This window comes from Bradyrhizobium sp. (assembly GCF_035701725.1).
Taxonomy (GTDB): Bacteria; Pseudomonadota; Alphaproteobacteria; order Rhizobiales; family Xanthobacteraceae; genus Bradyrhizobium.
Genome location: NZ_DASSRP010000370.1, coordinates 1 through 24,818, shown reverse-complemented (window position 1 = coordinate 24,818; position 24,818 = coordinate 1). Strand labels below are relative to the sequence as shown.

The following is a 24,818-nucleotide window of genomic DNA, read 5'->3' as shown; positions in this document are numbered from 1 at the left end:
AGCGACGATGCTGACTTATGCGCTGGTCGCCGGCGTTCTCTTTGGTTTGTATTTCAGCCTGGTCGGGATTGGTCTCAATCTCGTGTTCGGCGTCATGCGCATCGTCAATCTCGCGCATGGCGACTGCCTGATGCTGGGTGCGTTCATTGCGGTCGGTCTCGTGAGTCTGGCGGGAATCGATCCGCTGTTCGCGGTGCCGCTGGCTTTCGTGGTGTTCCTGATTGCGGGGCTACTGCTCTATTGGGTGCTGGTGCCGCGGCTGCAGGGTTCGGCCAATCCCGAAATGCTGTCGATCATTCTGTTCTTTGGACTGTCGCAGGTGATCGAGGCGGTGACGACGATCTTCCTCGGTACCAGCGAACGTTCGATACCAAGCCGCATGCTCGGCACGGTGTTTTCCACGATCAAGGTCAAATGGTTCGGCGGCAAGGAAGGCAGCGGCCCGATACAGATTCTGGGGCAGGGCTTTCCGGCGCCCTGGGTGATTGCGGCCATTACCAGCCTGATCGCGATCGGCCTCGTCTATGTCTATCTTTACCAGACGCGCCTCGGCACGCTGACGCGTGCGGTGATGTCGCGGCGCGATGAGGCATTCTCGACCGGGATCGATGTCGATCGGGTCTCGGCCGCGGCGTTCGGCATAGGATTGGGCCTGGCCGCGGTCGCGGGGATCTTTGCCCCCTTCATGTTCGGCTCGGTGACGCCGGCCTTTGGCGCGGACGCCACCGTCACCTCCTTCACGATCGTGGTGCTGGGCTCGCTCGGCAACCCCCTGGGCACCGCACTTGGCGGCGTCGTCTACGGCATCTGCTACATGGTGGTGCAGACTTATCTCAGTTCCTGGGCCGATCTGTTGCCCTATGTGCTCTTGATCTGCATCTTGCTGCTGCGCCCGAGCGGTCTGCTCGGAAGGCGGGTGCGCGTTGCCTAACTCACTCAAGCATACGCTGTTCGTCGCCTTGCCCTTGGTCGTGATCTTCGCAGTGTTGCCGGGCGTCTATCAAAACCATCTTCTGCTGTTCAATTTCGTGATCTTCCTGATCCTCGCCCAGGGCGTGAACATCATTTACGGCTTCACCGGCTATCTGCCGTTCGGTTATGTCGGCTTCTTCGGCGCCGGCGCCTATGGCTTTGCGGTTGTAGTGATGCACTTCCAGGCCCCGGCGGTCGTCGCGGTGCTCGTCGCTGGCCTCGTCGGCGTCGCGCTGGGGCTGTTGCTCACGCCCTTGCTGCGGCTTTCGGGCGCCTACTTCGCGATCGCCAACCTGGCGGCGTCGTTGGCGGTGCTGCATTTCATCGCCAATCCGGCGCTTGAACCGATCACCCGCGGGCCTTACGGCGTCTCGCTCACCGGCACCTTCAATCCGACCTACGCCTATGCGGCGGCGATTGTCGTGCTGGCGCTGACACTGGCTGCGGTGGTGTTTCTGAAGAATTCACGCTTTGGTCTGGCCTTGCAGGCGGTGCGCGAGGATTCCGTCAGCGCCGCAATGGCGGGCGTCAACGTCGTGCGCATGCGCGTTATCGCCTGGCTGACCTCGGCGCTGGTCGCCGGCCTCGCCGGCGGCGTCTATGCCTGGTACGTCTCGGTGTTCTATCCCGACAACGTCTTCAGCGGCGAGTTCAGCATCTTCGCCATCGTGTTCGCGCTGTTTGGCGGGGTCGCTTCGATTTCGGGACCGATCGTCGGGGTCATCATCCTCTATGGCATCTACAACCTGATCGGCTTTACCACGCCGCAATACTTTCAGCTCATCTATGGTCTTTTGATCATGGGCCTCGTGCTGTTCTTGCCCGCCGGGCTGGTGTCGCTCGCAACGCGCAGGGGGTGGCATGTCCCCTGAGCACGCGCCGCTTCTCAACGTCTCCAAGCTCGTCAAGCGCTTCGGCGGTTTCTACGCGCTGGATGGTCTGAGCTTTCATGTCGCCTCGGGTGAAATCCTGGGACTTGTAGGTCCCAATGGCTCCGGCAAGACCACGGCGATCAACGTCATCTCGGGCCTCTATGCCCCTGACGGCGGCGAAATCGTGTTCGAAAGGGCCTCGATCGGCGGCGTCGCCTCGCACAAGCTCGTCCATCGCGGCATCAACCGCACCTTCCAGATTCCAAAGCCGTTCCTGTCGCTGACGGTGCGGCAGAATGCCGAGGTCGCGCTGGCCTATGGCGGGGCGGCGGAAGCGCCCGACCTTGCCGAACTGCTGCACGAGTACCGTCTTGCCGAGGTCGCCGACCGTCCGGCGGCCGATCTCAACAGCTCGCAGCAGAAGATGCTGGATCTGGTGCGCGCGCTGGCGACGCGTCCGCGGCTGCTTCTGCTCGACGAACTCGCGGCGGGCCTCAACCCGGCGGAACTCGATTGGATCGCCGAGCGCATCAAGGGCCTGGCCAAAAGCGGTATGGCGATCATCGTGGTCGAACACCTCATGGGCTTCATCGAGCACATCACCGATCGCGTCATCGTCCTGAACGCCGGCAAGGAGATCTTCGAGGGCAAGCTGGCCGTCGCGGTCAAGGTTCCGCAGGTGATCGAGGTGTTTTTGGGAGGCGAGCATGCCGCCTGAGACCGCGCCTCTCCTGAAAGCCGAGGGCGTCGATGCCGGCTACGGCACCATGCAGGTGCTGTGGGGCGTCGATCTCGACGTTCGCGCCGGCGAAACAGTGCTGCTGCTTGGAACCAACGGCGCCGGCAAGACGACTTTCCTCAAGTCGCTGGTCGGACTGATCGAGGCGCGGCAGGGCAGCATCCGGTTGGGCGGAGCGGACGTGACACGGATGCGCTCCAGCGAGCGGATGCGGCTCGGGATGACCTACATGTCCGAGCTCGCGGTTTTCCCAGACCTCTCGATCGAGGAAAATATCCGCATTGGCGCCCAGGCGCTCGGGCATCCCAATCCCAAGATCGACGATCTCTACGAGACCTTCCCGGTCCTGCGCGACAAGCGGCGGAACCCGGCGTCGAGCCTTTCCGGAGGACAGCGGAAAATGCTGGGGATCGCCAAAGCCTTGGCGGCCGAACCTCGCCTTTTGGTAATGGACGAGCCCTCCGCCGGATTGTCGCCATTATTCGTCAAGGAAGTCATTCGCATCCTGAGTGACCTGCGCAAGAGGGGATTGGCTTTGCTGATCGCCGAGCAGAATATCGGCTTCCTTGAGGTTGCGACCCGCGTCTTCGTGCTCGAAGGCGGCCGTATCCGGTTTTCCGGAACGGTGGCCGAAATGACCGACAACGAGGCGTTGCGGCGGGCGTATTTCGGACTGAAGTGATGCGAACCATCCGGATCGGGTCAGGCGCGGGTTACTCGGGCGATCGCATCGAGCCCGCGGTAGAACTCGCTGAAAAGGGCGACATTCAATACCTGGTGTTCGAATGCCTGGGCGAGCGTACCGTGGCGCTGGCCCAGCAGGCGCGGCTGAAGAATCCGGAAAGCGGTTTCGATCCGCTGCTCGAGGAGCGGATGCGCGCCGTGTTGCCGCTGTGCGCGTCTCGAGGCATCAAAATCGTCACCAACATGGGGGCGGCCAACCCGCTCGCGGCCGCCCGCAAAACCTTGGCGATCGCCAAATCCATGGGGTTGTCCCTGAAAGTCGCGGCGGTCATGGGCGATGATGTCCTCGACGCCTGCAAGGAACGCGACCTTCCGATCATGGAATTCGACGGTTCGATCCGCCAGCTTGGCAACCGCCTGGTCTCGGCCAACGCCTATCTGGGCGCCGCGCCGATGGCGCAAGCCCTGAGCGGCGGCGCCGATATCGTCATCACAGGCCGCGCCTCCGACCCGGCGTTGTTCCTCGCGCCGCTGATCCATGCCTTCGGCTGGCCGCTGGACAATTGGAACCTGCTCGGCAAGGGCATCGTTGCCGGTCACATGCTGGAATGTGCAGGGCAAGTCACCGGCGGCTACTTTGCCGATCCCGCGTTCAAGGACGTCGAAAATCTCGCGCGCCTGGGTTTTCCGATCGGCGAGGTAAGCGAGGACGGCAGCCTCGTCATTACCAAGGTCGAAGGTTCCGGCGGTGCGGTCACCGCGCAAACCTGCAAGGAGCAGTTGCTCTATGAAGTGCACGATCCGACCAGCTACCTGCAGCCGGATGTGATTGCGGATTTCTCGCAAGTCGAGATCGCGGAGATCGGCAAGGATCGCGTGCGGATCAGCGGTGCCGGGGGGCGTGAACGTCCGCCGACGCTGAAGGTCTCCGTCGGTTATGTCGACAGTTTCATCGGCGAAGGGCAGATGTCTTATGCCGGCCCCGGCGCGCTGGCGCGCGGCCGGCTGGCGCTCGACATCGTCCGCGAGCGGCTGAAGCTCACGGGTGTCGCCACGAGCGAATTGCGGTTCGATCTGATCGGGGTCGATTCCCTGCATGGGGCTCATGTCTCGGCCCATGCCAACGAGCCCTACGAGGTGCGCGTTCGCGTCACCGGGCGCACCGATAATCTTGGCGAGGCGATCCGGATCGGCAACGAGGTCGAGACGCTCTACACCAACGGTCCGGCCGGCGGCGGCGGGGCCTTCAGGTCTGCACGCGACGTCGTTGCGGTCGCGTCCGTGCTGTTGCCGCGCGAACTGGCAAAGCCGCAGGTGCAGTTCGTCGGCGAGGAATTGCGATGAAGCTGCGCGAGATCGCTCATTCCCGCACCGGCGACAAGGGCAATATCTCCAATATTTCCGTGATCGCGTACGACCCGAAGCACTATCCGCTGCTGCTCGCCGAGGTGACTGCTGCCCGCGTCAAGGCGCATCTTGCCGGCGTCGTCGAAGGCGAGGTCGTTCGCTACGAGCTGCCCAAAATATTTGCGCTCAACTTCGTGATGGACAAGGCGCTGGGAGGCGGGGTAACGCGGTCGCTGGCGCTCGATGCGCATGGCAAGTCGCTGAGCTCTGCCTTGCTCGATCTGGAGATCGACGCTTACCCGATAAATTCAGACGACTGACGAGAGCACTAGCGCCGCCTGTTTGAAGTTCCTGCAGAGCAAGCGACGAATTCGATTCAGGAACTTCAAACAGAAAGCGGCACTAGAATCGCAAATGTTGCTACTGCCCATGCCTTTCCGAAGTTCGTGAAAGGTGGGTGCTGAGACTTAACACGAACTTCGGAAAGTGGGCACTAGAACATGCAAAAGACCCCGACACTGATGTCACTTGCGGCCGATCTTGAAAGCGGCCGCACCAACGCGCGCAAGCTCGTCGACGAATGCCTCGATAGGATTGCCGACAAGTCGGGCGAGGGCGGTCGCGCCTTCGTGCATGTCGAGGTCGAGGCCGCGATCGAGGCGGCGAAGGCGATGGACCGGCTTCGCGAAGTTCGCGCCGCGCCGTCGCGCTTTGCCGGCATTCCGATCTCGATCAAGGACCTGTTCGACATCAAGGGCCAGGTCACGCGCGCCGGTTCGCGGGCGCTCGATGATTCACCGCCGGCGGAGGCTGATGCGCCTGTCGTGTCGCGGCTGCGTCGCGCCGGCTTCATCCTGATCGGCCGCACCAACATGACCGAATTCGCCTATTCGGGCATCGGCATCAATCCGCATTACGGCACGCCGAAGAGCGTCTGGCAGCGCGAGGCCGGGCATGTGCCCGGCGGCTCGTCATCGGGAGCGGCGGTGTCGGTTGCCGATGGCATGGCCCATGGCGCGCTTGGTTCCGATACCGGTGGTTCGTGCCGGATTCCGGCGGCCTATAACGGAATCGTCGGCTACAAGCCGACGCAGCAGCGCATTCCGCGCGAGGGTGGCATACCGCTCTCGTTCACGCTCGACAGTTTCGGGCCGCTCGGGCGCACCGTCGAGTGTTGCGCGGTGCTTGATGCGGTTCTCGCCGATGAGCCGGTGCGGCCGCTGCAACCACGCCCGGTCAAAGGAATGCGCTTCGCGGTGCCGACGACGGTCGCACTCGATGATGTTGACGATCAGGTGGCGAAAGCTTTCGAGCGGACGCTCGAAAAGCTGTCGCGGCTGGGCGCATCGATCGAGCGGATTGAGATGCCGGAATTTCTCGATGTCGCCGTCATCAACAAGAAGGGCGGGTTTGCCGCAGCGGAAAGCTACGCCTGGCACCGCTATCTGCTCGAAAGCCATGGCGGCGTCTATGACCCCCGCGTTTCATCGCGCATCGTGCGCGGCGAGGCCATTACGGCGGCGGACTACATCGACATTCTTCAGGCGCGCAAATCGATGATCGCGCGCGCGAACGCCCGCTTTGCGCCGTACGATGCCGTGGTGATGCCGACCAGTGTGATCGTGCCGCCGCGGATATCGGATCTCGCCGATGATCATGCGTTCACCAAGGCCAACCTGCTGTCGCTGCGCAACTGCACCCTGATCAACATGATGGACGGCTGCTCCATTTCGCTGCCTTGCCATCGTCACGGCGAGGCGCCGGTCGGATTCATGCTGAGCGCGACCGGCGGTTCGGATCGCCGCATCTTCGAGCTCGCCGCCGGCGTGGAGGCCGCACTCCATGTTTGACCTGACCTTCACCGTCGAGACTAAAACCGGCGGCACCACGCCGCTGACGCTTGCAGTCGACCAGGCGGTGATCGCCGGTTGGACGGGACGCGATCCCGTGGCGCGTGACAAGCATATCGCGGAGCTCGAAGCGATCGGTATTGCAAGGCCGGCGACCACGCCGATCTATTACCGTTGCTCGGCGCGGCGCTTGACCCAGGAAGACAGCATCGAGGTCTGCGGCGGACATTCCAGCGGCGAGGTCGAGTTCATATTGATCGGCTGGCAGGGGCGCACCTTCGTCGGCCTCGGCTCCGACCACACCGACCGCAAGGTGGAAGGCTACAGCGTCACCGTCTCGAAACAGATGTGCGACAAGCCGATCGCCTCGACGTTGTGGGAACTCGAGGAAGTTATCGCCCATTGGGATCGCCTGATCCTGCGCGCGCACGCCTGGATCGGCGGCAAGCGGGAACTCTATCAGGAGGGCACGTTGGACGCGATGCTGCCGGTCTCCGACCTGCTGTCACGCGGCTTTGCCGGCGGAAAGCTGCCGGACGGCTGTGCGATGTTCGGCGGCACCTTTGCGGCCAAAGGCGGCATCCGGCCCTCCAGCCGGTTCGAATGCGAGCTCGAGGATCCCGTGCTGAAGCGCACCATCCGCCACGCTTATGATGTGATCGAGCTGCCGGTGTTGGGTTAGCCGGAAATCGGGTGGCTGCGGCGTCGCTGGTTTGCGATGGTGCTCGCATGAAAACATCAGCACAAAAGATCACGACCCAGGTTGAATCCGACGTTGCCGCCGGCGTGGCTGATATCGACTGGACGCAGGCCGCAACCGACCTGGACGCACAGGGTTGCACGATCCTGAAGGGCCTGCTCACGCCGGACCAATGCCGCGCGCTGGCCGCGCTCTATCCGGATGACAAGCTGTTCCGCAGCCGCATTGTCATGGGCCGCCTCGGTTTCGGCCGCGGCGAATACAAATATTTCGCCTATCCGCTGCCGCAGGTAATCGCGGAACTGCGCCCGCGGCTTTATGCGGGTCTTCAACCGATCGCCAATCGCTGGAACGAGGCGATGGGAATCGATATCCGCTATCCCGAAAGCCATCAGGCATTTCTGGATCGCTGCCACAAAGCGGGCCAGCTCCGACCGACGCCGCTGCTGTTGCAATATGACGAGGGCGACTACAACTGCCTGCATCAGGACCTCTATGGCGAACACGTCTTTCCGCTGCAGGTCGCGATCCTGCTGTCGGAGCCGCGCCGCGATTTCGAAGGCGGTGAGTTCGTGCTGACCGAACAGCGGCCGCGGATGCAGTCACGTGCCGAAGTGGTGCCGCTTGCCCAGGGCGACGGCGTCGCGTTCGCGGTGCATGTCCGCCCGGTGCAGGGGACGCGCGGCGTCTATCGTGTCAATATGCGCCACGGCGTGAGCCGGCTTCGTTCGGGCCGGCGTCACACGGTCGGCGTGATCTTCCATGACGCCAAGTAAACCAAACGGAGATTTGTTGCGTTGACGGCGGATTTGTTTGCTTGCTTTCCTGCGGTGCGTGCCTCGCGCGAGCAGATGGCCGAAGGCGCGGTGCTCTTGCGCGACTTCGTCGGCAGGACCGAAGCGGCGCTGATCGCAGCGCTGCGCGAGATCGTGGCGGCCGCGCCGTTTCGCCGGATGCACACGCCGGGCGGCCATCAGATGTCGGTCGCGATGACCAACTGCGGCACTGCCGGCTGGGTCACCGATCGCAGCGGTTATCGCTATCGTCCTGACGATCCCGAAACCGGCAAACCCTGGCCCGCGATGCCGTCGCTGCTTCGTGAGCTCGCGGGTCGCGCCGCCGAAAGCGGCGGGTTTTCGAATTTCGCGCCTGACGTTTGCCTTATCAACCGCTACGTGCCCGGTGCGAGGATGTCGCTGCATCAGGACAAGGACGAACTGGACTTCACCGCGCCGATCGTTTCGGTGTCGTTGGGACTGCCCGCCATCTTCATGTTTGGAGGATTGAAACGCACAGACAAGCCGGGCCGGTTTCGGCTGGAGCACGGCGACGTCGCGGTGTGGGGCGGGCCGTCGCGGCTGTATTATCACGGCGTGGCTCCGCTCGCCGAAGGCAATCATCCCGTCATGGGGCCGCAGCGTCTCAACCTGACGTTCCGCAAAATCCGCTGATTGATCTGGCTGCCATTATCGGGCGCTGCCGAGAACGTGGCTGACAAACCGCGACGCCGGCGCGGCGTCGGGCAGTCCCGCCGGTGAGATGATTTTCAGCTCCTTCGTGAGCTCGACGCCATCGAGCGGCAAAGCCACCAGCGATCCGGACCTGACTTCATCGGCAACGGCCGCGCCGATCACCAGCGAAATCCCCCGGCCGGCGCGGACAGCGCGCTTGACGGCCTCGGTATTGCCCAGGCCGCCGACCGCAGTGAGACGATAAGCGAGGGCGCCGAGTTGTTGTCTCAGAACGGTGTTGGTCCCCGTACCGGATTCGCCCCCCAACAAGATCTGGCCCGTGAGTTCCGTAACCCCGACCGAGGTGCGGGTAGCCCATGGGTGATCGGGAGCCACGATGACGACCAGCGGCTCCTTCCGCCAGCTATAGGGCGAAAAGCCCGGCCGATCGCCCCACCATTCCATCAGCGCCACATCGGCGCGGCCATTCGTCAGACGTTCCGCGACGTCGGGATTGGCGCCGATCCACAGATCAATCGAAAGCGGATCGGAGGCCTGGAAGGCCGCCAGAATTGATTGCAGCAGATAGGTGCCGATGTTGCTGGACGCGGCGATGCGTAAGCTGGCCTGAGCAATGATGCTTCGGCTGCGCTCGGCGGTGTCGAGCATCGCCCGGGCCAGCGGCGCAAACGCCGCGCCGTGGGAGGTCGGTTCGACGACGCCGTTGCGGCGTACGAGCAAAGGCGCGGCGAGGTCCTGCTCGAGCTGCTTGATGTGCTCGACAACAGTCGAGGGCGACAGCTTGAGGTCGCGCGCCGCAGCCCGAAAGCCGCGCTCGCGGAGAACCGCAAGAAAGGTGTTAGCGTGCACCAGATTGAGCATGACGGAATTGGTTGACCGGATGATTGACGGCGCCAAACGGAACGCGGCCGGCAAGCGCATCCAGGATGCTGCGCGCGGCCGAGAGCTCGATCTGGCGTCTGATCTCCGTCACGCCCGATCCGATATGCGGTGTGAATACGGTCGGAGCCGATGCATTGGTGAGCCGCGGGTCGATGCCGGTCGGGCGGTCCTTCAATGCCCAGTCCTCGCATTCGAATACGTCCGCGGCGTAGCCCGACACGTGACCGCGGTCGATCGCGTCCGCGATGGCGGCCTCATCGACCAGTGATCCACGCGCCGGATTGACGATCCTGACGCCGGCTTTCATTTCTTCGATGGTTTTTGAGTTGATGATGTGCCTGGTCTCGGCCGTGAGCGGCAATGCCAGCACGATGTAGTCGGAACGCGTGATCAGATCCTGGAAGCTCGCCAAGGTGACTTGAGGCGGAAGCGTCTCTTCCAATTCTCGCGATATCGATTGGTCATAGGCCAGCAACCGACATTCAAATCCGGCAAGGCGCTGGGCGATCGCGCGTCCAACAAGCCCAAAGCCGATGACGCCGACGGTGGCGCCGGCCAGCCCCGCGCCATAGAGCTCGGCGCGCCAGCCGTGAAAGCCGTTCTGCTTGATGCTGCGATCGCCGGCCACGATGTTTCTTCCGAGCGAAAGCATCAAACCGATCGTGAGCTCCGCGGTCGGCACGGTCAACAGATCCGGCACGATGGTGAGCCAGACCCCGGCATCGGTCGCCGCCTGAACGTCGATATTATCGAAGCCCTTGAGCGCGGCTCCGATGACGCGAAGGTTGGGGCAGGCGAGCAGGAATTCCGCGTCGATGCTGTCGGTCATGAAGGCAAGCAGTCCGGCCGCATCGCGGCATCGGCTTCGAATTTCCTCATGGCTCCAGGGTTCGAGCGCGGGATTGACCTCGAGCGTTGCATGTTGTTCGAGCAACGCGCGTGTTTCGGGAAAAACAGGATTGGTCGCGACGATCTTCGGTTTTCCGGTCAAGGCTTGCTCGTTCATTTCAGATAGTTTCGCAGCGCACCGCCGATGCCGTCGACAACAGTCACGCAGATCAGGATGCAGATGAGAAGAGCCGACACCTGCGCGTATTCCAGCACGCGCAGCGCCGCGATCAGTTCGAAGCCGATGCCACCGGCGCCGACCGCGCCGAGCACGGTCGAGGCGCGAAAATTATATTCCCAGCGATAGATCGCCGTATCCGCGAGTTGCGGCAGCACCTGGGGCAGCACCGCATGAAAAACCACCTGCAGGGGCGAAGCGCCGGCGGCGCGCGCGGCCTCGACCGGCTTCGGATCGACATGCTCGATGCTTTCGGCGAAGAATTTTCCGATCATTCCCACCGAGTGAATGCCGACCGCGAGCACGCCCGGCAGCGCCCCGAAGCCGACCATGGCGACAAAGATAATGCCCATGATGAGTTCCGGGATCGACCGCAGCAGGTTCAGGAGCGCGCGTGTGGCGTGGTAGACGGCGATGTTGGGCGTGGTGTTGCGCGCCGCAAACAGCGCCAGCACCGTCGAAAGCGAGACGGCAAGCGCAGTGCCCGCGACCGACATCGCCAGCGTATCGGCGAGCGGCCTGAGCCAATGCTGATATCGCCTGAAATCCGGCGGAAACATTTCGCTGGATAATTGCCTGATGGCCGGCCAGGCGTCCGAAAAACGCCGGGGATCGAGCAGGCCGGTCAGCGCCATCGCGACGACAATCATTGCTACGACGACGAGAACAGCGGCGCCGCGTTTGAGCCGGATCGTGCCGTCGCGCGCCAGGATGGCGTCGTAGAGCGAGGAGGCGGAGGCGCTCATCCCTTGAACTTTGCCAGATCGAGTTCGAGCAGCTTGGCGGTTTCGCGCAGGATGTCGTAGGCGTGGTCGTTCGTCGCCACGAAGGCTTCCGCGCGGAACGTTTTCAGAATGTCCTTGTCGTTAAGTTCGAGGAACGCCTTCTTGATGGCGGACTTGAGCTCGGGAGCAAGGTATCCCTGCATGGTGATCGGATAGTTCGGAATGGGATCGCTTTCCGCCAGCACGATCAGTTTGTCGCCGTCGATCGAGCCTTTGGCGACCAGCGATTTGAAAATCTCCTGGCTCAGCCCGCCGGCCTGAACCTGGCCCGACTGGACCGCGCGTGCGACCGCATCATGGGCGCCGAGCAGAACATATTTGTAGTCGGTGTCGCCGATCAGCCCGTTACGCGCGAGCAACGCCCGCGGAATCAGGTGGCTGGAGGTGGAGGCGAAGTCGCCAAATCCAACCAGTTTTCCCTTGATGTCGGCGAGCGATTTCACGCCGCCATCGGTCCGCGCGATAATGACGCTCTTGTAGGTCGGCGATCCCTTCGAGACGCCGACGGCAAATGGTTCGATCTCGGGAGCCTTCGATTTGGCCAGCACGTAGGAGAGCGGGCCGAAATACGCGACCTCGATGCGCCCGAAGCGCATCGCCTCGATCATCGAGGAATAGTCGGTGGTGACGACGAGCTCGATGTCCTTGGCGAGGGTGTGCTCCAGATAGGCTTTCAACGGCGCCGCATTCTGAATGATCGTGGATGCGTTCTCGTCAGGGAGAAGCGCGACGCGCAGTCTGGCCGGGTTGGGCGCCGGTTGGGCCGAAGCGGCGCCGAAGCGAAGAGACAGGGCGCCGACCGTGGCGGCAAATAAGAAAGTTCTGCGTTCCATGATTCATCCAATCCGATGCGCTGGCGTTGTCGTTCAGGCTGCCGCCTTCCGGGAAGGAGCGGCGAGATAGATTTGATCGAGGATGCTCTGGCTCAGTTGTGAGGGCGTGCCCTCGAAGACGATGCGGCCGTTGGCGAGGCCGATCACCCGATCGGCGAACTGGCGGGCAAGATCGATCTGGTGGAGGCTGACGATCGCCGTGATGCCGTCTTCCCGGCAGATGCGGTGGAGATCGGCGAGCACGTGTTCGGCGGTTGCGGGATCGAGGCTGGCGACGGGTTCGTCGGCGAGGACGATCTGCGGCTGCTGCGCCATCGCTCTCGCGATCCCGACGCGCTGCTGCTGACCGCCTGAAAGCTGGTCTGCCCGATCAAGCGCACGGTCGATCAGGCCTACCCGTTCGAGCGATTGCAGGGCGAGCAGCCGGTCTGCCCTGGGCAGCGGAAAGAAGGATCGCAAGGTGCTGTGGGCGCTGAGCCGGCCGATCATGACGTTTTGCAGAGCGGTGAGGCGGCCGATCAGATGATGCTGCTGGAAGATCATGCCCGTGTGGGTGCGATGTTCGCGCAAAGTGCGCGCATCCCCAAAGATCGAGCCGAGGCCTTCGACCGTGACGTCGCCTTGCGTCGGCTTCACCAGCCCGTTGAGGCAACGAAGCAGCGTCGATTTGCCGGCACCGGAAGGGCCAAGCAGCACCAGAAACTGGCCTTTCGGCACCGACAGGTTGACGGGCAGTACAGCCCGCACGCCGTTTGGAAAGGTTACTGCAATGTCGTGCAATCGCAGCATCGGTGAGGTCTCGCGGCGGATCGCCTTTGGGACCGGCTGATCCAATTTTCCGAACAAAGTTCCGCTCTGTTCGATAAACCCGAATACCAACCGCGGACGACGGCCAGATGACAACGTCATCAGATCCGGTCGTCCATTGGTACAAGTTGAGGGGTGTGGAACCCGGGCTTAAGGCTTCGGCGGGTGAATGAAAGCCCAGGGGCTGACTTCGGAATCGCGCGGCACTTCGATGTCGATCAGATAGGGACCGCCGTCGGCCAGCGCCTTCTCCAGCGAGGTGCGGAAGTGATCGGGCGAGGTGACGCGCGCGGCGCCGACGCCGAAGGACTCCGCAAGCTTGACGAAATCCGGATTGACCAGGTCCGACGCCACCACCCGCCCATCGAAGCGCTCGCGCTGATCGCGGCGCACATTGCCGTAGGAATTGTTGTTGAAGACGAGTACGACGACGCCGATCTTGAATTGCACGGCGGTCGACAGTTCCTGGACGCCGAACATGAAGCCGCCGTCGCCGGTGATGGCCACCACCGGCCGGGTGGGATGCGCGATCTTGGCGCCGAGCGCAGTGGGAAAGCCTGAGCCGAGCGTGCCCTGGTAGCCCGAACTGATGAACGTCCGTGGCTCATAGACCGGAAAGCCGTACCAGGACGCGAAACCGACCTGCGATAGTTCGTCGGTGACGATCGCGTTCGGCGGCAGCACTTCGCGCAAGATGTTCAAGTATGCCATCTGCGGCTGGATGGTCTGGATCTCTTTCAACGCTGCCGCCGAGGCCTCGCGGATCGCCGTGCGCCGCGCGCTGCTTCTGGTGTAGCCGATCTTATTGACCGCAGCCGCCAGCTCCGACGTTCCCGCTTTGGCATCGGCGATAACGGCAGCATCCGGCGCGTAACGTCGCATCTCGACCGGATCGATATCGATGCGGATCGACTTCAGCCCATCGGGGCGGAACGGCCAGCGCGTCATCGCCGGCAATTCCAGCCGCGTGCCGATGCCGATCATCAGGTCGGTCGTTGGCCACAGCCGGTAGGCCGCAGCCATGGTCAGCCCGAGTTCGTGGGCGTTGGAGACGATGCCGCGGCCGCTGCGGAAGGCGACCACCGGCGCATCGATCAGCTCGGCGAGTTCAAGGATTTCATCGCCGGCGTCGATCGCGCCGGAGCCGACAAAGATCATCGGCGCCTTGCTGGCCGCGATCAGGCCTGCCGCCGATTTGATGCGATCGGGATCGGGCTGCGGCGCCGGAAAGCGATCGTAAATCTGGGGTGAGCCGACCTCGCACCTCTCCGTGAACACGTCCCAGGGCATTTCCAGGGACGCAGGGCCGCGTCGCCCCGACAGCATCTCCTGAAACGCGCGGGCGACGAGGGCAGGGGCGCTCGCCGGATATTCGATCCGATCGGCCCATTTGACGAAGGTGCGCAAGGTCGTGAGCTGGTCCGGCATTTCGTGCAGGTGGCCGCGGCCCTTGCCAAGAAAAGCCGTCGGCACCTGCCCGGTCAGGCAGAGCACCGGCTCGTTGCCGCCGAACGCCGTCAGCAGCGCCGCGCCGGCGTTCAGCACCCCCGGCCCGGGCACCACGCTGAAAACACCGGGCCTGCCGGTCGATCGCGCGTAGCCGAACGCCATGTAGCCGCAGGCCTGCTCGTGCCGCGCGCCAATCACCTTCAGTTGCGCCTGATGGAAGGCGTCGAACAGGCCGTAGATCTGCGCGCCCGGCAGACCGAATACGGTGTCGACGCCGTGCGCGACCAGACTGCTGACAATGGCTTCGCCGCCGGAGTTTAGGGGCATGTGTGGTCCCGTATCATGATGCTTCGTCGACCACGCCGTTCTCGAGCACGCCGATATTTTCGGCCTCCACCTCGATCACGTCGCCGGGCTTCAGAAAGCGCGGCGGGTCGAACCGCGCGCCCGCGCCGGTCGGGGTGCCCGTAACGATGACGTCGCCTGGCACCAGCGTCGTGAATGTCGAGATATAATTGATCAGATAGCGGAAGCCGAAGATTAGCCGCGAGGTGCGGTCGTCCTGTCGGCTCTCGCCATTGACCCGCGTGGTCAGCCTGATGTCGGCGATCTGGGATTCATCGACGTAGGGGACAAGCCACGGGCCGAGGCTGCCGGTGGAATCGAAATTCTTGCCCTGAGTGACATTGAACTTGGCGTGACGCACCCAGTCGCGGATGGTGCCCTCATTACAGAGCGTGACGGCTGCGATATGATCGAGCGCGTCGCGTTCCGCAATGTGCCGGCCGGCTTTGCCGATCACCAACGCCAGTTCGCCTTCATAGTCGAGCTGTGGCGATGCCTTCGGCCGGACCAGCGGAGCCTTGTGCCCGACGAAAGAACGTGCCGTGCGGAAGAACATGCTCGGATATTTGGGCGCGTCGGAGCCGTCTTTATATTCGGCGTTGCGGTCGGGATAGTTGACGCCGATGCAGATGATTTTGTCCGGCGCGGGAATGGGCGGTAGCCAAGTGACCGCGTCGAGCGCGTAGTCGGTCGGGTAGCGTGCTGCCTCTTCCGCAAGTCTTCGCAAGGCGCCCGCCGCGATCACCTCGCGCAAGGTCGGAAACTCCGTGCCCCAGCGCGCGGAGAGATCGACGATCCCGCGCTCCGTCACGGCGCCGTAGCCGGTGGTGCCGTTGTTGGCGGCGAATGTGGCGATACGGGATGGCGCCATGGATCCTCCAGCGATTTCGACGTCGCTCAGCCTTGGCCCGGAGTCATGCCCTTGGATTTGACGACGGCCGTGGCCTCGGGCGACATCAGAAAATCGATAAAGGCCTTGGCAGCGTCCTTGTGCTTGGTGTCGACGGCAAGCGCGGCCGGGAAAACCAGCTCCTGCTGCAGTCCCGGCGGGAACGGACCGACGATGTCGACGCCAGGCGCGGTCAGCACATTGTTCACGAACACCGCAAGCTCGGCCTGACCGGAGACCACGGCCGGCACGATTCCGGTCGGCTGATGTTGCACGATGGTCTTGGCCTTCATCGCTTCGGCAATGCCGAGCCGTTCGAACATTTTCAGAATGTAGGAGCCGGCCGCGCTCGCCGGCAGGAACGTGATGGATTTGGCCTCCAACAGCGTCTTCTTGAACGCCTCCGGCGTGCTGATATCCGGCCGCGGCGCACCTGCCTTCACCGCGACACCGTATCCGACCCGCGCAAACTGGATCGGCGGGGTGAAGTGAGCCTTGGCGGCGGCGTCATAGAAAACATCGATCGGGACCACGCCGAGATCGAACGGCTCGCCCGATGTCGCCGCCTTGATCAGGTTGGGCGTGGTGTCGAAGTCGATGACCAGCTTGTGGCCGGAGGCGCGTTCGAATTGCGGCGCGAGTTCGGTCAGCACGCTTCGCAGCGATCCTCCCGCCAGCACCTTCAACTCGGCGGCATGCGCGCCGCCGATCGCTGACACGCCGGGCGCAAGGCCCAGCATGGACGCGGCTGCGACGATCAAGGACATCTTCATGAGTTCTCCGTAGTTCGATCCGTGCTTCAATCGGCAACTGTGACATCGGCGACAAACTGTGGTTCGCGCACAGCCTGATCCGGAAAGGGCGATCCCTGCTCGAACCAGGAGCGCGGGGCAGGCGCGCCCCACAGCGTCTGGCGGCGCGGATCGTTCAGCGACCAGCGCTGAGGGGCATGGTCGTGGTCGCCGGTGAAATAATCGCTGGTGTAGAGTTCAAGGCGATGGCCGTCGGGATCGCGGACATAGAGGAAGAATGCATTCGAAATGCCGTGCCGCCCGGGGCCGCGCTCGATGTTCTTCAGATATCCGCTGGTAGCCATCACGTCGCACAGGTGCAGAATGTTCATCGCGGTCGGCACCCAATAGGCGAAGTGGTGCAGGCGAGGGCCCTTGCCGTTGGTGATGGCGAAGTCGTGAACGTTGCCTTTGCGATGCAGCCAGGCGGCCGCGATCCGCCCATTCTCGCCATCCTCTTCGGCATATTCGGTCAGGCGGAAGCCGAGCCGGGCATAGAAGTCGACCGTGTCTTGAACTTCGGCGGCGAAGACGTTGAAATGGTCGAGCCGCTGCGGATGGCAACCCTTATAAAGATCGTAGCGGCGCAGCAGGTGCGGGCGCTTGTCCATCGTCGCATAGAGCTCGATCTGAAAGCCGAACGGATCGGAAAACTGCAACGTCCGTCCCTGAAACGGCTGATCGGCGAAGGCATGTGCAATGCCATTGTCCGAGAAGAACGCCGCCGCCTTGTCGAGGTCCTCTTCATTACCGACCTTGAAGCCGAGCCGTCGGCAGGCGGGGTGCGGCGACTTGCGCAGCACCAGCGAGTGATGTTGCTGCTCCTCGCAGGCGCGCAAGTAGATGGTCGTGTTGCCGCGCTCCTCGACGTGCAGGCCGACGGCGTTCTCGTAGAATTCGCTGCTCGCCTTCAAATCCACCACATCGAGCACCACGTGGCTGCTTCGGATGATGTTGAAGGGCGGATCGAAGATGTGTTGCGGAACGGGCATCAGGAAATCTCTTGCCGGCTCGTGGGGTGGATTTGACACTCGCTGGCTGCCCAGCCCGACAACCAAGCGTCAAATGCTAAACTCCACTACAAACCTACATTTGCTGGTGGTCCTTTATCCATGGGCGGTCGCCGTCTTCAAGGCTTCATGAATGTTGTTGCGCTTCCAACTGGTTTCCTTGTCATTGATCTGCATGTCAAATGACAAAGCAAAGAGGCCATCGGCGAAAACCGGATCGAGATAGGCGGAAAGCGCACGGAAGACGTGCTCGCCCGCCGCTTTTCGGGTCTTGAGATCACGACCCTCGCCGAGCCGGAGCAGCATGTCGAGGAAGGCAAATTCCGGATTGCCGTCGCCGATCGCGTAATGCTCGCACCGCACCGCACGCACGCGGATGCCGCCAAGTGGAAAGATGCCGGTCTCGACCGCGGCCTTGCGGACGACCTCGACCACCTTTGCCATGTCGATGCGGGTATCGAGATTGGCGGAGTACTCGATCGTGAAATGCGGCATCGGAATCACCTCACTTTGGCACTGATCACGGCTGCCCGCGGACACCAGGCAGTCCCGATCGGCACCGGTTGGGTCGCCAAGGTCGCGGGCGCTGTTCGCAAAATCCGCGTGCCGGGATTTGATTAACATGTTAAGTTCTTGTCAGCAATCGACCGAAAATTTGTGCAACGCAAACGAATATTCGAATGGCAACGCCGAAAAAATCCGCCGACCGCGACGCGCCGCCCGAGCGCCGGATTCCGATGCGCGATTTTTCCAAATCGCTGCCGATGTCGCTGCTGCGCGCGCGGGAAGCCGTGATGCGGCAGTTTCGCCCCTCGTTGCGCCGTCATGGACTGACCGAGCAGCAATGGCGGATCTTGCGGGCATTGTCGGCCGTCGATGCCATCGAGGTGACGGAACTGGCCCGCAGCGCTTGCCTTCTTGGTCCCAGCCTGTCGCGGATCTTGCGCGATCTCGAGGCGCGCCAGTTGATCGAGCGCCGCGCCGCCAAGGCCGATTTGCGGCGAGGCGTCGTGTCGATTTCCCAAAAGGGATTGCGCTTGATCGAACTCGTCGCGCCCACGTCGGAATTCATTTACGCGGCCATTGCCGAGCGCTACGGCGCTCAGAAACTGGCCGAACTGCAGAATATGCTGGCCTCGCTCGAGAGCAGTCTGGCGACACTCCACGTTACCGAGGTGGCGCCTTCAGAAGACGCGCGATAGGCAACATTTACATCGTGCCGCGCAAATAGGCACCGATGATGGCCCATTGCAGGACAAGGAGATGCCATTGCGTCCCGCAGGCTTGAGCCGGCGGTCTAAATCGCTGCAATATCAATTTACTCGCGCTTCAAGACTTCGTAAGTACCAGACGGTGCGCCGCACTTTCTCGCGTGCGGCGCGATAACCAACGAGAGCCGGCAAAAAGCACGGTTCCAGGGAGGGATTGTATGAAACTGACGAGACGCGAATTCGCGGCGGGCATTACGGCGACGATTGCGGCGCCCTCTATCATCACACGCGCGAACGCGCAGGCTTCGACGATCAAGATCGGCATGTGCGCGCCCGTGACCGGGCCGGCCGCCGAGCAGGGGCTTTGGGCGCAAAACGGCGCCAAGCTCGCGCTTGCGGCGGTCAACAAGGCCGGCGGCGTTCTTGGCAAGCAGGTCGAACTCGTCATCGAGGACGATCAGACCACCAACCCGGGCGTCGTGCTCGCCTTCTCCAAACTGGCGGCACAATCCGACATCGTGGGCTTTCTCGGTTCGGTCCGCTCGACCCAGGTCCATGCGATGGCGCCGGATGTGCTCAAGCTCGGCAAGCCCGTGATGATCGGCGGCACCGATCCCACTCTCACGCATATGGGCAATCAATGGCTGTTCCGCTTTCGGCCAAATGACACCTACTCGGCGCGCGTGATCGCCGATTTCGGCGCCAACACGCTCGGCAAGAAGAAGTGGGCGATCGTGCATTCGACCGACGCGTTCGGAACGGCGGGCGGCAAGGCGTTGTCGGCGGCGCTGGAGAAAATGGGAACGCCGCCGGTGCTGGATCAGGGCTATGCGAACCAGAGCCAGGACTTCACGCCGGTCGTGCTCGCGGTGAAGCAGTCAGGCGCCGACGTGCTCGGATCCTACTTCACCTTCGAAAACGACATCGGCATTTTTGCGCGGCAGCTCAAACAGCTTGGCGTCAACATCCCCTGGGTCGGCTCGCCGTCGACCGTTGCGGTCTCCGCAACCAAGCTCGCGGGACCCGCGCTTTACGGCACCTATGGCGTCGCCGACTACGCCGAAGAGTCCAGCGAGGCGTCAAAGGCGTTCGGCAAAGCCTATCGCGAGGCCTACAAGACCGCGCCGGACCTGCAGAGCTCCTGGACTTACGACGCCGTGACCGTGCTTTCGGCCGCGATCAACAAGGCGGGCTCGACCGATCCCGGCAAGATCCGCGAGGCCATTCTCGGGCTGAAGAAATTCCCAGGCGCCGAGGGCGAATACAACTTCGACCAGAACGGTGACGGCCTGCACGGCTATAACGTCGTGCGGAACGAGAAAGGCACGATCGTTTTCGACAAGCACATCGAATTCAACGATTGATCGCTTGACGCGGCTTCCCCGGCAAAACGGGGAGGCCGCTTCTTCGTTTGCCTCCAGAGTGGCCCGCACCTTCATGGACCTCATTCTGCAACTGCTCTTTACCGGCATCGGCATCGGCGCGGTCTATGCGCTGGTCGCGCTCGGCTTCGTGTTGATCTTTCGCGCCACCAATGTGGTGAATTTCGCGCAAGGCGAGTTCTCGATGGTCGCGGCCTACCTGATGGTGGTGTTCGCAGTCGATCTCGGCTGGCCTTACTGGCTGTCGTTCCTGCTCGCGCTTGCCGGCATGGCGCTACTCGGGGTGATCTTCAATCTCGGCGTCTATTATCCGCTGCGCCATCGCACCTTTCTGCCTGTCATCATCGCAACCATCGGCGCATCGATCCTGCTCGCCAACTCGGTGCTGGCGATCTACGGGCCGCAGCCGCAGGTGCTGGAAGGCTGGTTCGATACACCAGGCATTCAGCTCGGCCCGGTCTATCTCGACAGTCAGTATCTTCTCATCATCGCGGTGACTATCGCGCTCGTGATCTTCAATTACTGGTTCTTCGAACACACGATGCTGGGCAAGAAATTGCAGGCGACCTCGCAGGACAAGGAAATGGCCTCGCTGCTCGGCATTTCCGTCTCGGCCATGATCATGATCACCTTCATCTATTCGGCGGTGCTCGGCGGGCTCGCCGGCATTCTGGTGGCGCCGGTGCTGTTCGTGTCGATCCAGATGGGCTCGACGATCGCGCTGAAAGCGTTCGCGGCGACCATCATCGGCGGCTTCGGCGATGTCGCCGGCGCGATCATCGGCGGGCTTGCGCTGGGCATCATCGAAACCTTCGGCGCGGCCTATGTTTCGGTACCTTATAAAGACGGCTTTGCCTTTCTGGTGCTGGTCGCCTTCCTGGTATTCCGGCCGCAGGGTATCTTCGGCGAACGCGTCGCGGAGAAGGCATGAGCGCACCGAGCGAAAACATGCCGATGGCGGCCGCCGCGGTGCGTGCAAGACCGCTGTGGCTGCGGCATCTGCCGTACTTTGCCGGCTGCGCCATTCTGGTCGCGCTAGCCGCGACGGTTCAGTTCGACGGCTACATTCATAACATCCTGATGCAGGCGACGACGTTCGCGATTGCGGTCTTCGGTCTCTCGGTCGTGCTCGGCCTGTGCGGCCAGATCAACCTGGCGCAGGCGGCGTTCTTCGGGCTCGGCGCCTATGCGGTCGGGCTGGGCACCGCCGACTATCATTTGAGCTACTGGCTCTGCCTTGCGGGCGGCTGCGTGATCGCGCTGCTCGCCGGCGCCTTTCTCGGCATGTCGACGCTGCGGCTCGGCGGCCATTACCTTGCGATGGTGACGATTTCGTTCCAGCAGATCGTCACGCTCGTCATGATCAACTCGATCTGGCTGACGCACGGACCCGATGGTGTGTCGCGCATCGGCCGGCCGGACCTGTTTCAATCCTCGCAGTCTTATCTGGCGTTCTGTGTCGCGATGCTGGCGCTGGTCGGTTACATCGTCTGGCATCTCGCCGACACCAGGCTTGGCCGCGCCATGCGGGCGGTACGCGACAATGAACTTGCGGCCGGCGTGGTCGGCATCGACGTGTTCCGCACCAAGGTGCTCGCATTCGCGCTGTGCGCCGTGCTCGGTGGTCTGGCGGGCGGGCTGTTCGCCGGTGGCTTCGCCTATGTCAGCCCGGATCAGTTCTCTTTTGCCGAGTCCGTCGTGTTCCTGACCATGTCGCTGCTCGGCGGCGTGGCGTCGCCGATCGGATCGGCGATCGGCACCGGCCTGTTGATCCTGATCCCGGAATGGCTGCGCTTCCTCAAGAGCGTGCCGGGGCTCTATTTAGCCATTTACGGCCTGTCGGTGATCCTGATCATCCGCTACATGCCCGATGGCATCTGGGGCTTTGTCAAACTCGCGACCGAGCGGTGGTGGCTGAAGGCGAGGGCGCTTGCGGCCGGACCTGCGCTGCAACTGGCGCCGGCAACGGTCGGCGGCAATATCGTGCTTTCCGTACGCGGCCTCTCCAAGCACTTCGGTGGCCTCAAGGCCGTCGACAATGTCGACATCGACGTCAGGCGCGGCGGCGTTCACGCGCTGATCGGGCCGAACGGTTCCGGCAAGACCACGACGCTCAACGTGCTCTCCGGCATCTACAAGGCGACCAGCGGCAAGGTGATGCTCGACGGCACCGACATTACCGATATGCCGCCGCACCAGCGCGCCGCCGCGGGCCTTGGCCGCACCTTCCAGAACATCCGCCTGTTTCGCTCGATGACGGCGCTGGAAAATGTCGTGATCGGCGCCGAGCGGCCCGGCAACACGCTGGCCGGCAAGGGCGACGATGCCGCGCTCACCGCGCGGGCGATGTCGGCCTTGACCTTCGTCGGACTAGGCCCGCGCGCCAATGAATTGATTTCGAGCTTTTCCTATGGGCACCAGCGCCTGATCGAAATCGCACGTGCGCTCGCCGCCAATCCGACATTGCTGCTGCTCGACGAGCCTGCGGCCGGATTGAACTCCAGCGAGAAGCTCGAATTGCATGCGCTACTCAAGCGCATCGCCGCCCAGGGCCTCACCATCCTGATTATCGACCACGACATGACGCTGGTCAGCGAAGCCGCGCAGCACATCACGGTCTTGAATTTCGGCAAACGCATCGCCGATGGCGAATCTTTGGCTGTGCTGCGCCATCCCGACGTCGTCTCCGCCTATCTTGGAACCGAATAATGGCGCTGCTTCAAATCAACGATCTGGTGGTGCGCTATGGCGAAATCGAAGCCTTGCGCGGCGTCTCGCTCGCGGTCGATCAAGGCCAGGTCGTGACGTTGCTCGGCGCCAATGGCGCCGGCAAATCGACGACGCTGCGGGCGATTTCCGGCCTGACAAGGCCCGCCTCCGGCGAAATCCTGTTCGACGGCAAGCCGATCGCGGGCCTTGGGCCCGAGGCGATCGTGCGGCTCGGCATCTCACACGTGCCGGAAGGGCGGCGGGTCTTTCCCGGCCTCACAGTCAAGGAAAACATCATGCTGGGCGGTTCGAACCGCCGCGCCGGCAAAGCCGAACTGTCGCGCGAGGCGGATGCCATGTTCGACCTGTTTCCGGACATCAGAAGCTTCGCCAACGCACTCGGCTGGACGCTGTCGGGCGGCCAGTTGCAGATGGTGGCGGTTGCGCGCGGTCTGATGGCCAAGCCCCGGCTGCTGCTGCTCGACGAGCCGTCGCTCGGTCTCGCGCCGGTCATCGTGCAGGCGGTGTTCCGGATCATCTCGGAAATCCGGCGCACCACCACCGTCTTGCTTGTCGAGCAGAACGCGCGCATGGGATTGTCGGTGGCCGATCACGGCTACGTCCTGGAGACGGGGCGGATCGTGCTTGGCGGCAAGCCCGACGATCTCTGGGGCAATGAAGCCATCCGCGCCGCCTATCTCGGCGGACACGCCAAAGCGAGCGCGTAAGCGCCCTGCGACTCAAGCGCCAAACCAACAAGAGCAGCGACTAAAATGGTCACGATCAAGCTTTCAAATCTCATCGACTTTGTTGCCGATGTCTTCAGCCATTCCGAATCCTCGACAGAAGAGGCGCGGCGCATCGCGACCTATCTGACCACGGCCAATCTCACCGGCCATGACAGCCACGGCGTGATCCGCGTTCCCGTCTACATTCGCTGGAAGAAGATGGGCTCGATCGTTCCGAACCAGACCGCGGAGGTCGTCGTCGATACGCCGTCACTCGCGGTGGTCGATGGCAAGTTCGGCTACGGTCAGACCGTGGCACCGGTGGCGGTGAAGATCGGCATCGAGAAATGCAAGAAGGCGGGGCTTGCCGCCGTCGCGCTGCGCAATGCCGGGCATATCGGCCGTGTCGGCGACTGGGCCGAGGCGGCTGCGGCCGAGGGGCTGGTTTCCGTGCACTTCGTCAATGCCGCCGGTTCGCTGCTGGTTGCGCCTTACGGCGGCGTCGAGAAGCGGTTGTCGACCGCGCCTTATTGCGTCGGCGTGCCGCGCGAGGGGCAGGACCCGATTATCTTGGACTTCGCCACCTCGATCGTCGCGGAAGGCAAGTGCCTGGTCGCAAGCCGCGGCGGCAAGAAGCTGCCGAAGGGCGCGCTGATCGATGCCGACGGAAGCTTAAGCGAAGATCCGCATGTGCTCTATGGGCCCTACACGCCCGACGGTCCGCGCGACCATACCAAGGGGACCGGCGCGATCCGCGCCTTCGGCGATCACAAGGGATCAGGCCTTGCGTTCATGTGCGAGCTGCTTGGCGGCGCACTGACGGGCACCGGCGCGACCGCGCCCAACCGGCGTTTCGCCAACGGCATGCTCGCCTTCTACATCGATCCGAAGGTGGTCGACCCTTCGCATTTCTTCGACGGCGAGGTCTCGCGCTATGTGGACTTTATCCGCGGCACCAAGCCGGTTGCGGCCGGCGAGCCGGTCCTGATCCCCGGCGACGTCGAGCGCAAGATGCGGGCCGAGCGAACCCAAAACGGCATTCCCCTGCCGGACGATACCTGGGCTGCCATCGTCAACACCGCCCGTGAGGTCGGGGTATCCGAGGCAAGCATCCAGCGGGCAACGCAGTAGGCAACCCAGAGCTCCGATTCCGGAGTTCGCAAATGATTGCGGCAACCTCTGATGCGAACTCCGGAATCAAAGGAGCTCTGGCAAAATATCGGTTTCTGGTGCGACTTTGAATTTGAAGTTCCTATTATGAACGTGCCGCGATACTGATAGGAACTTCAAATTCG

The 24,818-nt window shown here is 63.0% G+C and carries 26 protein-coding genes; 16 read left to right on the top strand and 10 right to left on the bottom strand.

All coding sequences use genetic code 11. The features are described 5' to 3' along the window. Positions 1 to 7 precede the first annotated feature (7 nt). The 10 genes from VFL62_RS22275 (at position 8) to alkB (ending at position 8,615) form a co-directional block, all read left to right on the top strand. On the top strand, positions 8 to 931 hold the full coding sequence (locus tag VFL62_RS22275; RefSeq protein WP_325174553.1) for a branched-chain amino acid ABC transporter permease: 924 nt from the start codon (positions 8 to 10) through the stop codon (positions 929 to 931). Beyond that, positions 924 to 1,844 carry a branched-chain amino acid ABC transporter permease gene (locus VFL62_RS22270; protein WP_325174552.1) on the top strand — a complete coding sequence of 307 codons (921 nt, stop codon included), beginning with the start codon at positions 924 to 926 and terminating at the stop codon, positions 1,842 to 1,844. The genes VFL62_RS22275 and VFL62_RS22270 overlap by 8 nt, the downstream gene beginning before the upstream one ends. Beyond that, positions 1,834 to 2,562 carry an ABC transporter ATP-binding protein gene (locus tag VFL62_RS22265; protein ID WP_325174551.1) on the top strand — a complete coding sequence of 243 codons (729 nt, stop codon included), beginning with the start codon at positions 1,834 to 1,836 and terminating at the stop codon, positions 2,560 to 2,562. Before VFL62_RS22270 ends, VFL62_RS22265 begins: the two co-directional genes overlap by 11 nt. Further along, a complete protein-coding gene (locus VFL62_RS22260; protein ID WP_325174550.1) occupies positions 2,552 to 3,265 on the top strand; it encodes an ABC transporter ATP-binding protein in 714 nt (237 codons plus the stop codon). Before VFL62_RS22265 ends, VFL62_RS22260 begins: the two co-directional genes overlap by 11 nt. After that, the gene (locus VFL62_RS22255) at positions 3,265 to 4,611 is read left to right on the top strand and encodes an acyclic terpene utilization AtuA family protein (protein ID WP_325174549.1); all 1,347 of its coding nucleotides are present in this window, start codon (positions 3,265 to 3,267) and stop codon (positions 4,609 to 4,611) included. The genes VFL62_RS22260 and VFL62_RS22255 overlap by 1 nt, the downstream gene beginning before the upstream one ends. Further along, the gene (locus VFL62_RS22250) at positions 4,608 to 4,934 is read left to right on the top strand and encodes an AtuA-related protein (RefSeq protein WP_325174548.1); all 327 of its coding nucleotides are present in this window, start codon (positions 4,608 to 4,610) and stop codon (positions 4,932 to 4,934) included. Before VFL62_RS22255 ends, VFL62_RS22250 begins: the two co-directional genes overlap by 4 nt. 180 nt (positions 4,935 to 5,114) lie before the next feature. Further along, positions 5,115 to 6,464 carry an amidase gene (locus tag VFL62_RS22245; RefSeq protein ID WP_325174547.1) on the top strand — a complete coding sequence of 450 codons (1,350 nt, stop codon included), beginning with the start codon at positions 5,115 to 5,117 and terminating at the stop codon, positions 6,462 to 6,464. Beyond that, positions 6,457 to 7,146 (top strand): DUF2848 domain-containing protein, encoded by a 690-nt coding sequence (locus tag VFL62_RS22240; RefSeq protein ID WP_325174546.1) that lies wholly within the window; start codon positions 6,457 to 6,459, stop codon positions 7,144 to 7,146. Before VFL62_RS22245 ends, VFL62_RS22240 begins: the two co-directional genes overlap by 8 nt. Positions 7,147 to 7,193: 47 nt before the next feature. Next, on the top strand, positions 7,194 to 7,940 hold the full coding sequence (locus VFL62_RS22235) for a 2OG-Fe(II) oxygenase (protein ID WP_325174545.1): 747 nt from the start codon (positions 7,194 to 7,196) through the stop codon (positions 7,938 to 7,940). Positions 7,941 to 7,961: 21 nt separating this feature from the next. Beyond that, positions 7,962 to 8,615, top strand: a complete 654-nt coding sequence (gene alkB / locus VFL62_RS22230; RefSeq protein ID WP_325174544.1) for a DNA oxidative demethylase AlkB — start codon at positions 7,962 to 7,964, stop codon at positions 8,613 to 8,615. A 15-nt stretch (positions 8,616 to 8,630) separates the two neighbouring features. On the opposite strand, the gene VFL62_RS22225 is transcribed toward alkB, so the two are convergent. From VFL62_RS22225 to VFL62_RS22180, 10 genes are all read right to left on the bottom strand, one after another. Further along, positions 8,631 to 9,497, bottom strand: a complete 867-nt coding sequence (locus VFL62_RS22225) for a LysR family transcriptional regulator (protein ID WP_325174543.1) — start codon at positions 9,495 to 9,497, stop codon at positions 8,631 to 8,633. Continuing rightward, entirely contained in the window at positions 9,475 to 10,524 is a 1,050-nt protein-coding gene (locus VFL62_RS22220) for a phosphonate dehydrogenase (RefSeq protein WP_325174542.1), read from the bottom strand. Before VFL62_RS22220 ends, VFL62_RS22225 begins: the two co-directional genes overlap by 23 nt. Then, positions 10,521 to 11,330 (bottom strand): phosphonate ABC transporter, permease protein PhnE, encoded by an 810-nt coding sequence (gene phnE / locus VFL62_RS22215; protein ID WP_325174541.1) that lies wholly within the window; start codon positions 11,328 to 11,330, stop codon positions 10,521 to 10,523. Before phnE ends, VFL62_RS22220 begins: the two co-directional genes overlap by 4 nt. After that, entirely contained in the window at positions 11,327 to 12,205 is an 879-nt protein-coding gene (gene phnD / locus VFL62_RS22210; RefSeq protein ID WP_422652954.1) for a phosphate/phosphite/phosphonate ABC transporter substrate-binding protein, read from the bottom strand. The genes phnE and phnD overlap by 4 nt, the downstream gene beginning before the upstream one ends. 30 nt (positions 12,206 to 12,235) lie before the next feature. After that, positions 12,236 to 12,991, bottom strand: a complete 756-nt coding sequence (gene phnC, locus VFL62_RS22205; RefSeq protein ID WP_325174539.1) for a phosphonate ABC transporter ATP-binding protein — start codon at positions 12,989 to 12,991, stop codon at positions 12,236 to 12,238. 168 nt (positions 12,992 to 13,159) lie between these two features. Then, the gene (locus VFL62_RS22200; RefSeq protein ID WP_325174538.1) at positions 13,160 to 14,785 is read right to left on the bottom strand and encodes a thiamine pyrophosphate-dependent enzyme; all 1,626 of its coding nucleotides are present in this window, start codon (positions 14,783 to 14,785) and stop codon (positions 13,160 to 13,162) included. A 13-nt stretch (positions 14,786 to 14,798) separates the two neighbouring features. Further along, entirely contained in the window at positions 14,799 to 15,674 is an 876-nt protein-coding gene (locus VFL62_RS22195; protein ID WP_325174537.1) for a fumarylacetoacetate hydrolase family protein, read from the bottom strand. A gap of 26 nt (positions 15,675 to 15,700) precedes the next feature. Next, positions 15,701 to 16,465 (bottom strand): substrate-binding domain-containing protein, encoded by a 765-nt coding sequence (locus VFL62_RS22190; protein ID WP_325174536.1) that lies wholly within the window; start codon positions 16,463 to 16,465, stop codon positions 15,701 to 15,703. Between the two features lie 26 nt (positions 16,466 to 16,491). Then, positions 16,492 to 17,475, bottom strand: coding sequence for a 3,4-dihydroxyphenylacetate 2,3-dioxygenase (gene hpaD / locus VFL62_RS22185; RefSeq protein ID WP_325174535.1), 984 nt, complete (start codon positions 17,473 to 17,475; stop codon positions 16,492 to 16,494). 114 nt (positions 17,476 to 17,589) lie between these two features. Beyond that, positions 17,590 to 17,988, bottom strand: coding sequence for a 5-carboxymethyl-2-hydroxymuconate Delta-isomerase (locus tag VFL62_RS22180; protein WP_325174534.1), 399 nt, complete (start codon positions 17,986 to 17,988; stop codon positions 17,590 to 17,592). A gap of 185 nt (positions 17,989 to 18,173) precedes the next feature. Between VFL62_RS22180 and hpaR the strand changes: the two genes are divergently transcribed. From hpaR to VFL62_RS22150, 6 genes are all read left to right on the top strand, one after another. Beyond that, positions 18,174 to 18,695 (top strand): homoprotocatechuate degradation operon regulator HpaR, encoded by a 522-nt coding sequence (gene hpaR / locus VFL62_RS22175; RefSeq protein WP_325174533.1) that lies wholly within the window; start codon positions 18,174 to 18,176, stop codon positions 18,693 to 18,695. Positions 18,696 to 18,922: 227 nt separating this feature from the next. Further along, positions 18,923 to 20,068 (top strand): ABC transporter substrate-binding protein, encoded by a 1,146-nt coding sequence (locus VFL62_RS22170; protein ID WP_325174532.1) that lies wholly within the window; start codon positions 18,923 to 18,925, stop codon positions 20,066 to 20,068. 73 nt (positions 20,069 to 20,141) lie between these two features. After that, the gene (locus VFL62_RS22165) at positions 20,142 to 21,017 is read left to right on the top strand and encodes a branched-chain amino acid ABC transporter permease (RefSeq protein WP_325174564.1); all 876 of its coding nucleotides are present in this window, start codon (positions 20,142 to 20,144) and stop codon (positions 21,015 to 21,017) included. Beyond that, positions 21,014 to 22,795: a branched-chain amino acid ABC transporter ATP-binding protein/permease gene (locus VFL62_RS22160; protein ID WP_325174531.1), complete on the top strand. Its 1,782-nt coding sequence runs from the start codon at positions 21,014 to 21,016 to the stop codon at positions 22,793 to 22,795. Before VFL62_RS22165 ends, VFL62_RS22160 begins: the two co-directional genes overlap by 4 nt. Then, the gene (locus tag VFL62_RS22155; RefSeq protein WP_325174530.1) at positions 22,795 to 23,523 is read left to right on the top strand and encodes an ABC transporter ATP-binding protein; all 729 of its coding nucleotides are present in this window, start codon (positions 22,795 to 22,797) and stop codon (positions 23,521 to 23,523) included. The genes VFL62_RS22160 and VFL62_RS22155 overlap by 1 nt, the downstream gene beginning before the upstream one ends. 45 nt (positions 23,524 to 23,568) lie before the next feature. Further along, positions 23,569 to 24,654 carry a malate/lactate/ureidoglycolate dehydrogenase gene (locus VFL62_RS22150; protein WP_325174529.1) on the top strand — a complete coding sequence of 362 codons (1,086 nt, stop codon included), beginning with the start codon at positions 23,569 to 23,571 and terminating at the stop codon, positions 24,652 to 24,654. Positions 24,655 to 24,818: the final 164 nt, after the last annotated feature.

Bases quoted from the DNA above. Each gene is read 5' to 3' on its own strand.
- VFL62_RS22275 (WP_325174553.1), top strand. From the start codon at position 8: ATGCTGACTTATGCGCTGGTCGCCGGCGTTCTCTTTGGTTTGTATTTC.
- VFL62_RS22265 (WP_325174551.1), top strand. From the start codon at position 1,834: ATGTCCCCTGAGCACGCGCCGCTTCTCAACGTCTCCAAGCTCGTCAAG.
- VFL62_RS22260 (WP_325174550.1), top strand. From the start codon at position 2,552: ATGCCGCCTGAGACCGCGCCTCTCCTGAAAGCCGAGGGCGTCGATGCC.
- VFL62_RS22255 (WP_325174549.1), top strand. From the start codon at position 3,265: ATGCGAACCATCCGGATCGGGTCAGGCGCGGGTTACTCGGGCGATCGC.
- VFL62_RS22250 (WP_325174548.1), top strand. From the start codon at position 4,608: ATGAAGCTGCGCGAGATCGCTCATTCCCGCACCGGCGACAAGGGCAAT.
- VFL62_RS22245 (WP_325174547.1), top strand. From the start codon at position 5,115: ATGCAAAAGACCCCGACACTGATGTCACTTGCGGCCGATCTTGAAAGC.
- VFL62_RS22240 (WP_325174546.1), top strand. From the start codon at position 6,457: ATGTTTGACCTGACCTTCACCGTCGAGACTAAAACCGGCGGCACCACG.
- VFL62_RS22235 (WP_325174545.1), top strand. From the start codon at position 7,194: ATGAAAACATCAGCACAAAAGATCACGACCCAGGTTGAATCCGACGTT.
- VFL62_RS22225 (WP_325174543.1), bottom strand. From the start codon at position 9,497: ATGCTCAATCTGGTGCACGCTAACACCTTTCTTGCGGTTCTCCGCGAG.
- VFL62_RS22220 (WP_325174542.1), bottom strand. From the start codon at position 10,524: ATGAACGAGCAAGCCTTGACCGGAAAACCGAAGATCGTCGCGACCAAT.
- phnE (WP_325174541.1), bottom strand. From the start codon at position 11,330: ATGAGCGCCTCCGCCTCCTCGCTCTACGACGCCATCCTGGCGCGCGAC.
- phnC (WP_325174539.1), bottom strand. From the start codon at position 12,991: ATGCTGCGATTGCACGACATTGCAGTAACCTTTCCAAACGGCGTGCGG.
- VFL62_RS22200 (WP_325174538.1), bottom strand. From the start codon at position 14,785: ATGCCCCTAAACTCCGGCGGCGAAGCCATTGTCAGCAGTCTGGTCGCG.
- VFL62_RS22195 (WP_325174537.1), bottom strand. From the start codon at position 15,674: ATGGCGCCATCCCGTATCGCCACATTCGCCGCCAACAACGGCACCACC.
- VFL62_RS22190 (WP_325174536.1), bottom strand. From the start codon at position 16,465: ATGAAGATGTCCTTGATCGTCGCAGCCGCGTCCATGCTGGGCCTTGCG.
- hpaD (WP_325174535.1), bottom strand. From the start codon at position 17,475: ATGCCCGTTCCGCAACACATCTTCGATCCGCCCTTCAACATCATCCGA.
- VFL62_RS22180 (WP_325174534.1), bottom strand. From the start codon at position 17,988: ATGCCGCATTTCACGATCGAGTACTCCGCCAATCTCGATACCCGCATC.
- hpaR (WP_325174533.1), top strand. From the start codon at position 18,174: ATGGCAACGCCGAAAAAATCCGCCGACCGCGACGCGCCGCCCGAGCGC.
- VFL62_RS22170 (WP_325174532.1), top strand. From the start codon at position 18,923: ATGAAACTGACGAGACGCGAATTCGCGGCGGGCATTACGGCGACGATT.
- VFL62_RS22165 (WP_325174564.1), top strand. From the start codon at position 20,142: ATGGACCTCATTCTGCAACTGCTCTTTACCGGCATCGGCATCGGCGCG.
- VFL62_RS22160 (WP_325174531.1), top strand. From the start codon at position 21,014: ATGAGCGCACCGAGCGAAAACATGCCGATGGCGGCCGCCGCGGTGCGT.
- VFL62_RS22155 (WP_325174530.1), top strand. From the start codon at position 22,795: ATGGCGCTGCTTCAAATCAACGATCTGGTGGTGCGCTATGGCGAAATC.
- VFL62_RS22150 (WP_325174529.1), top strand. From the start codon at position 23,569: ATGGTCACGATCAAGCTTTCAAATCTCATCGACTTTGTTGCCGATGTC.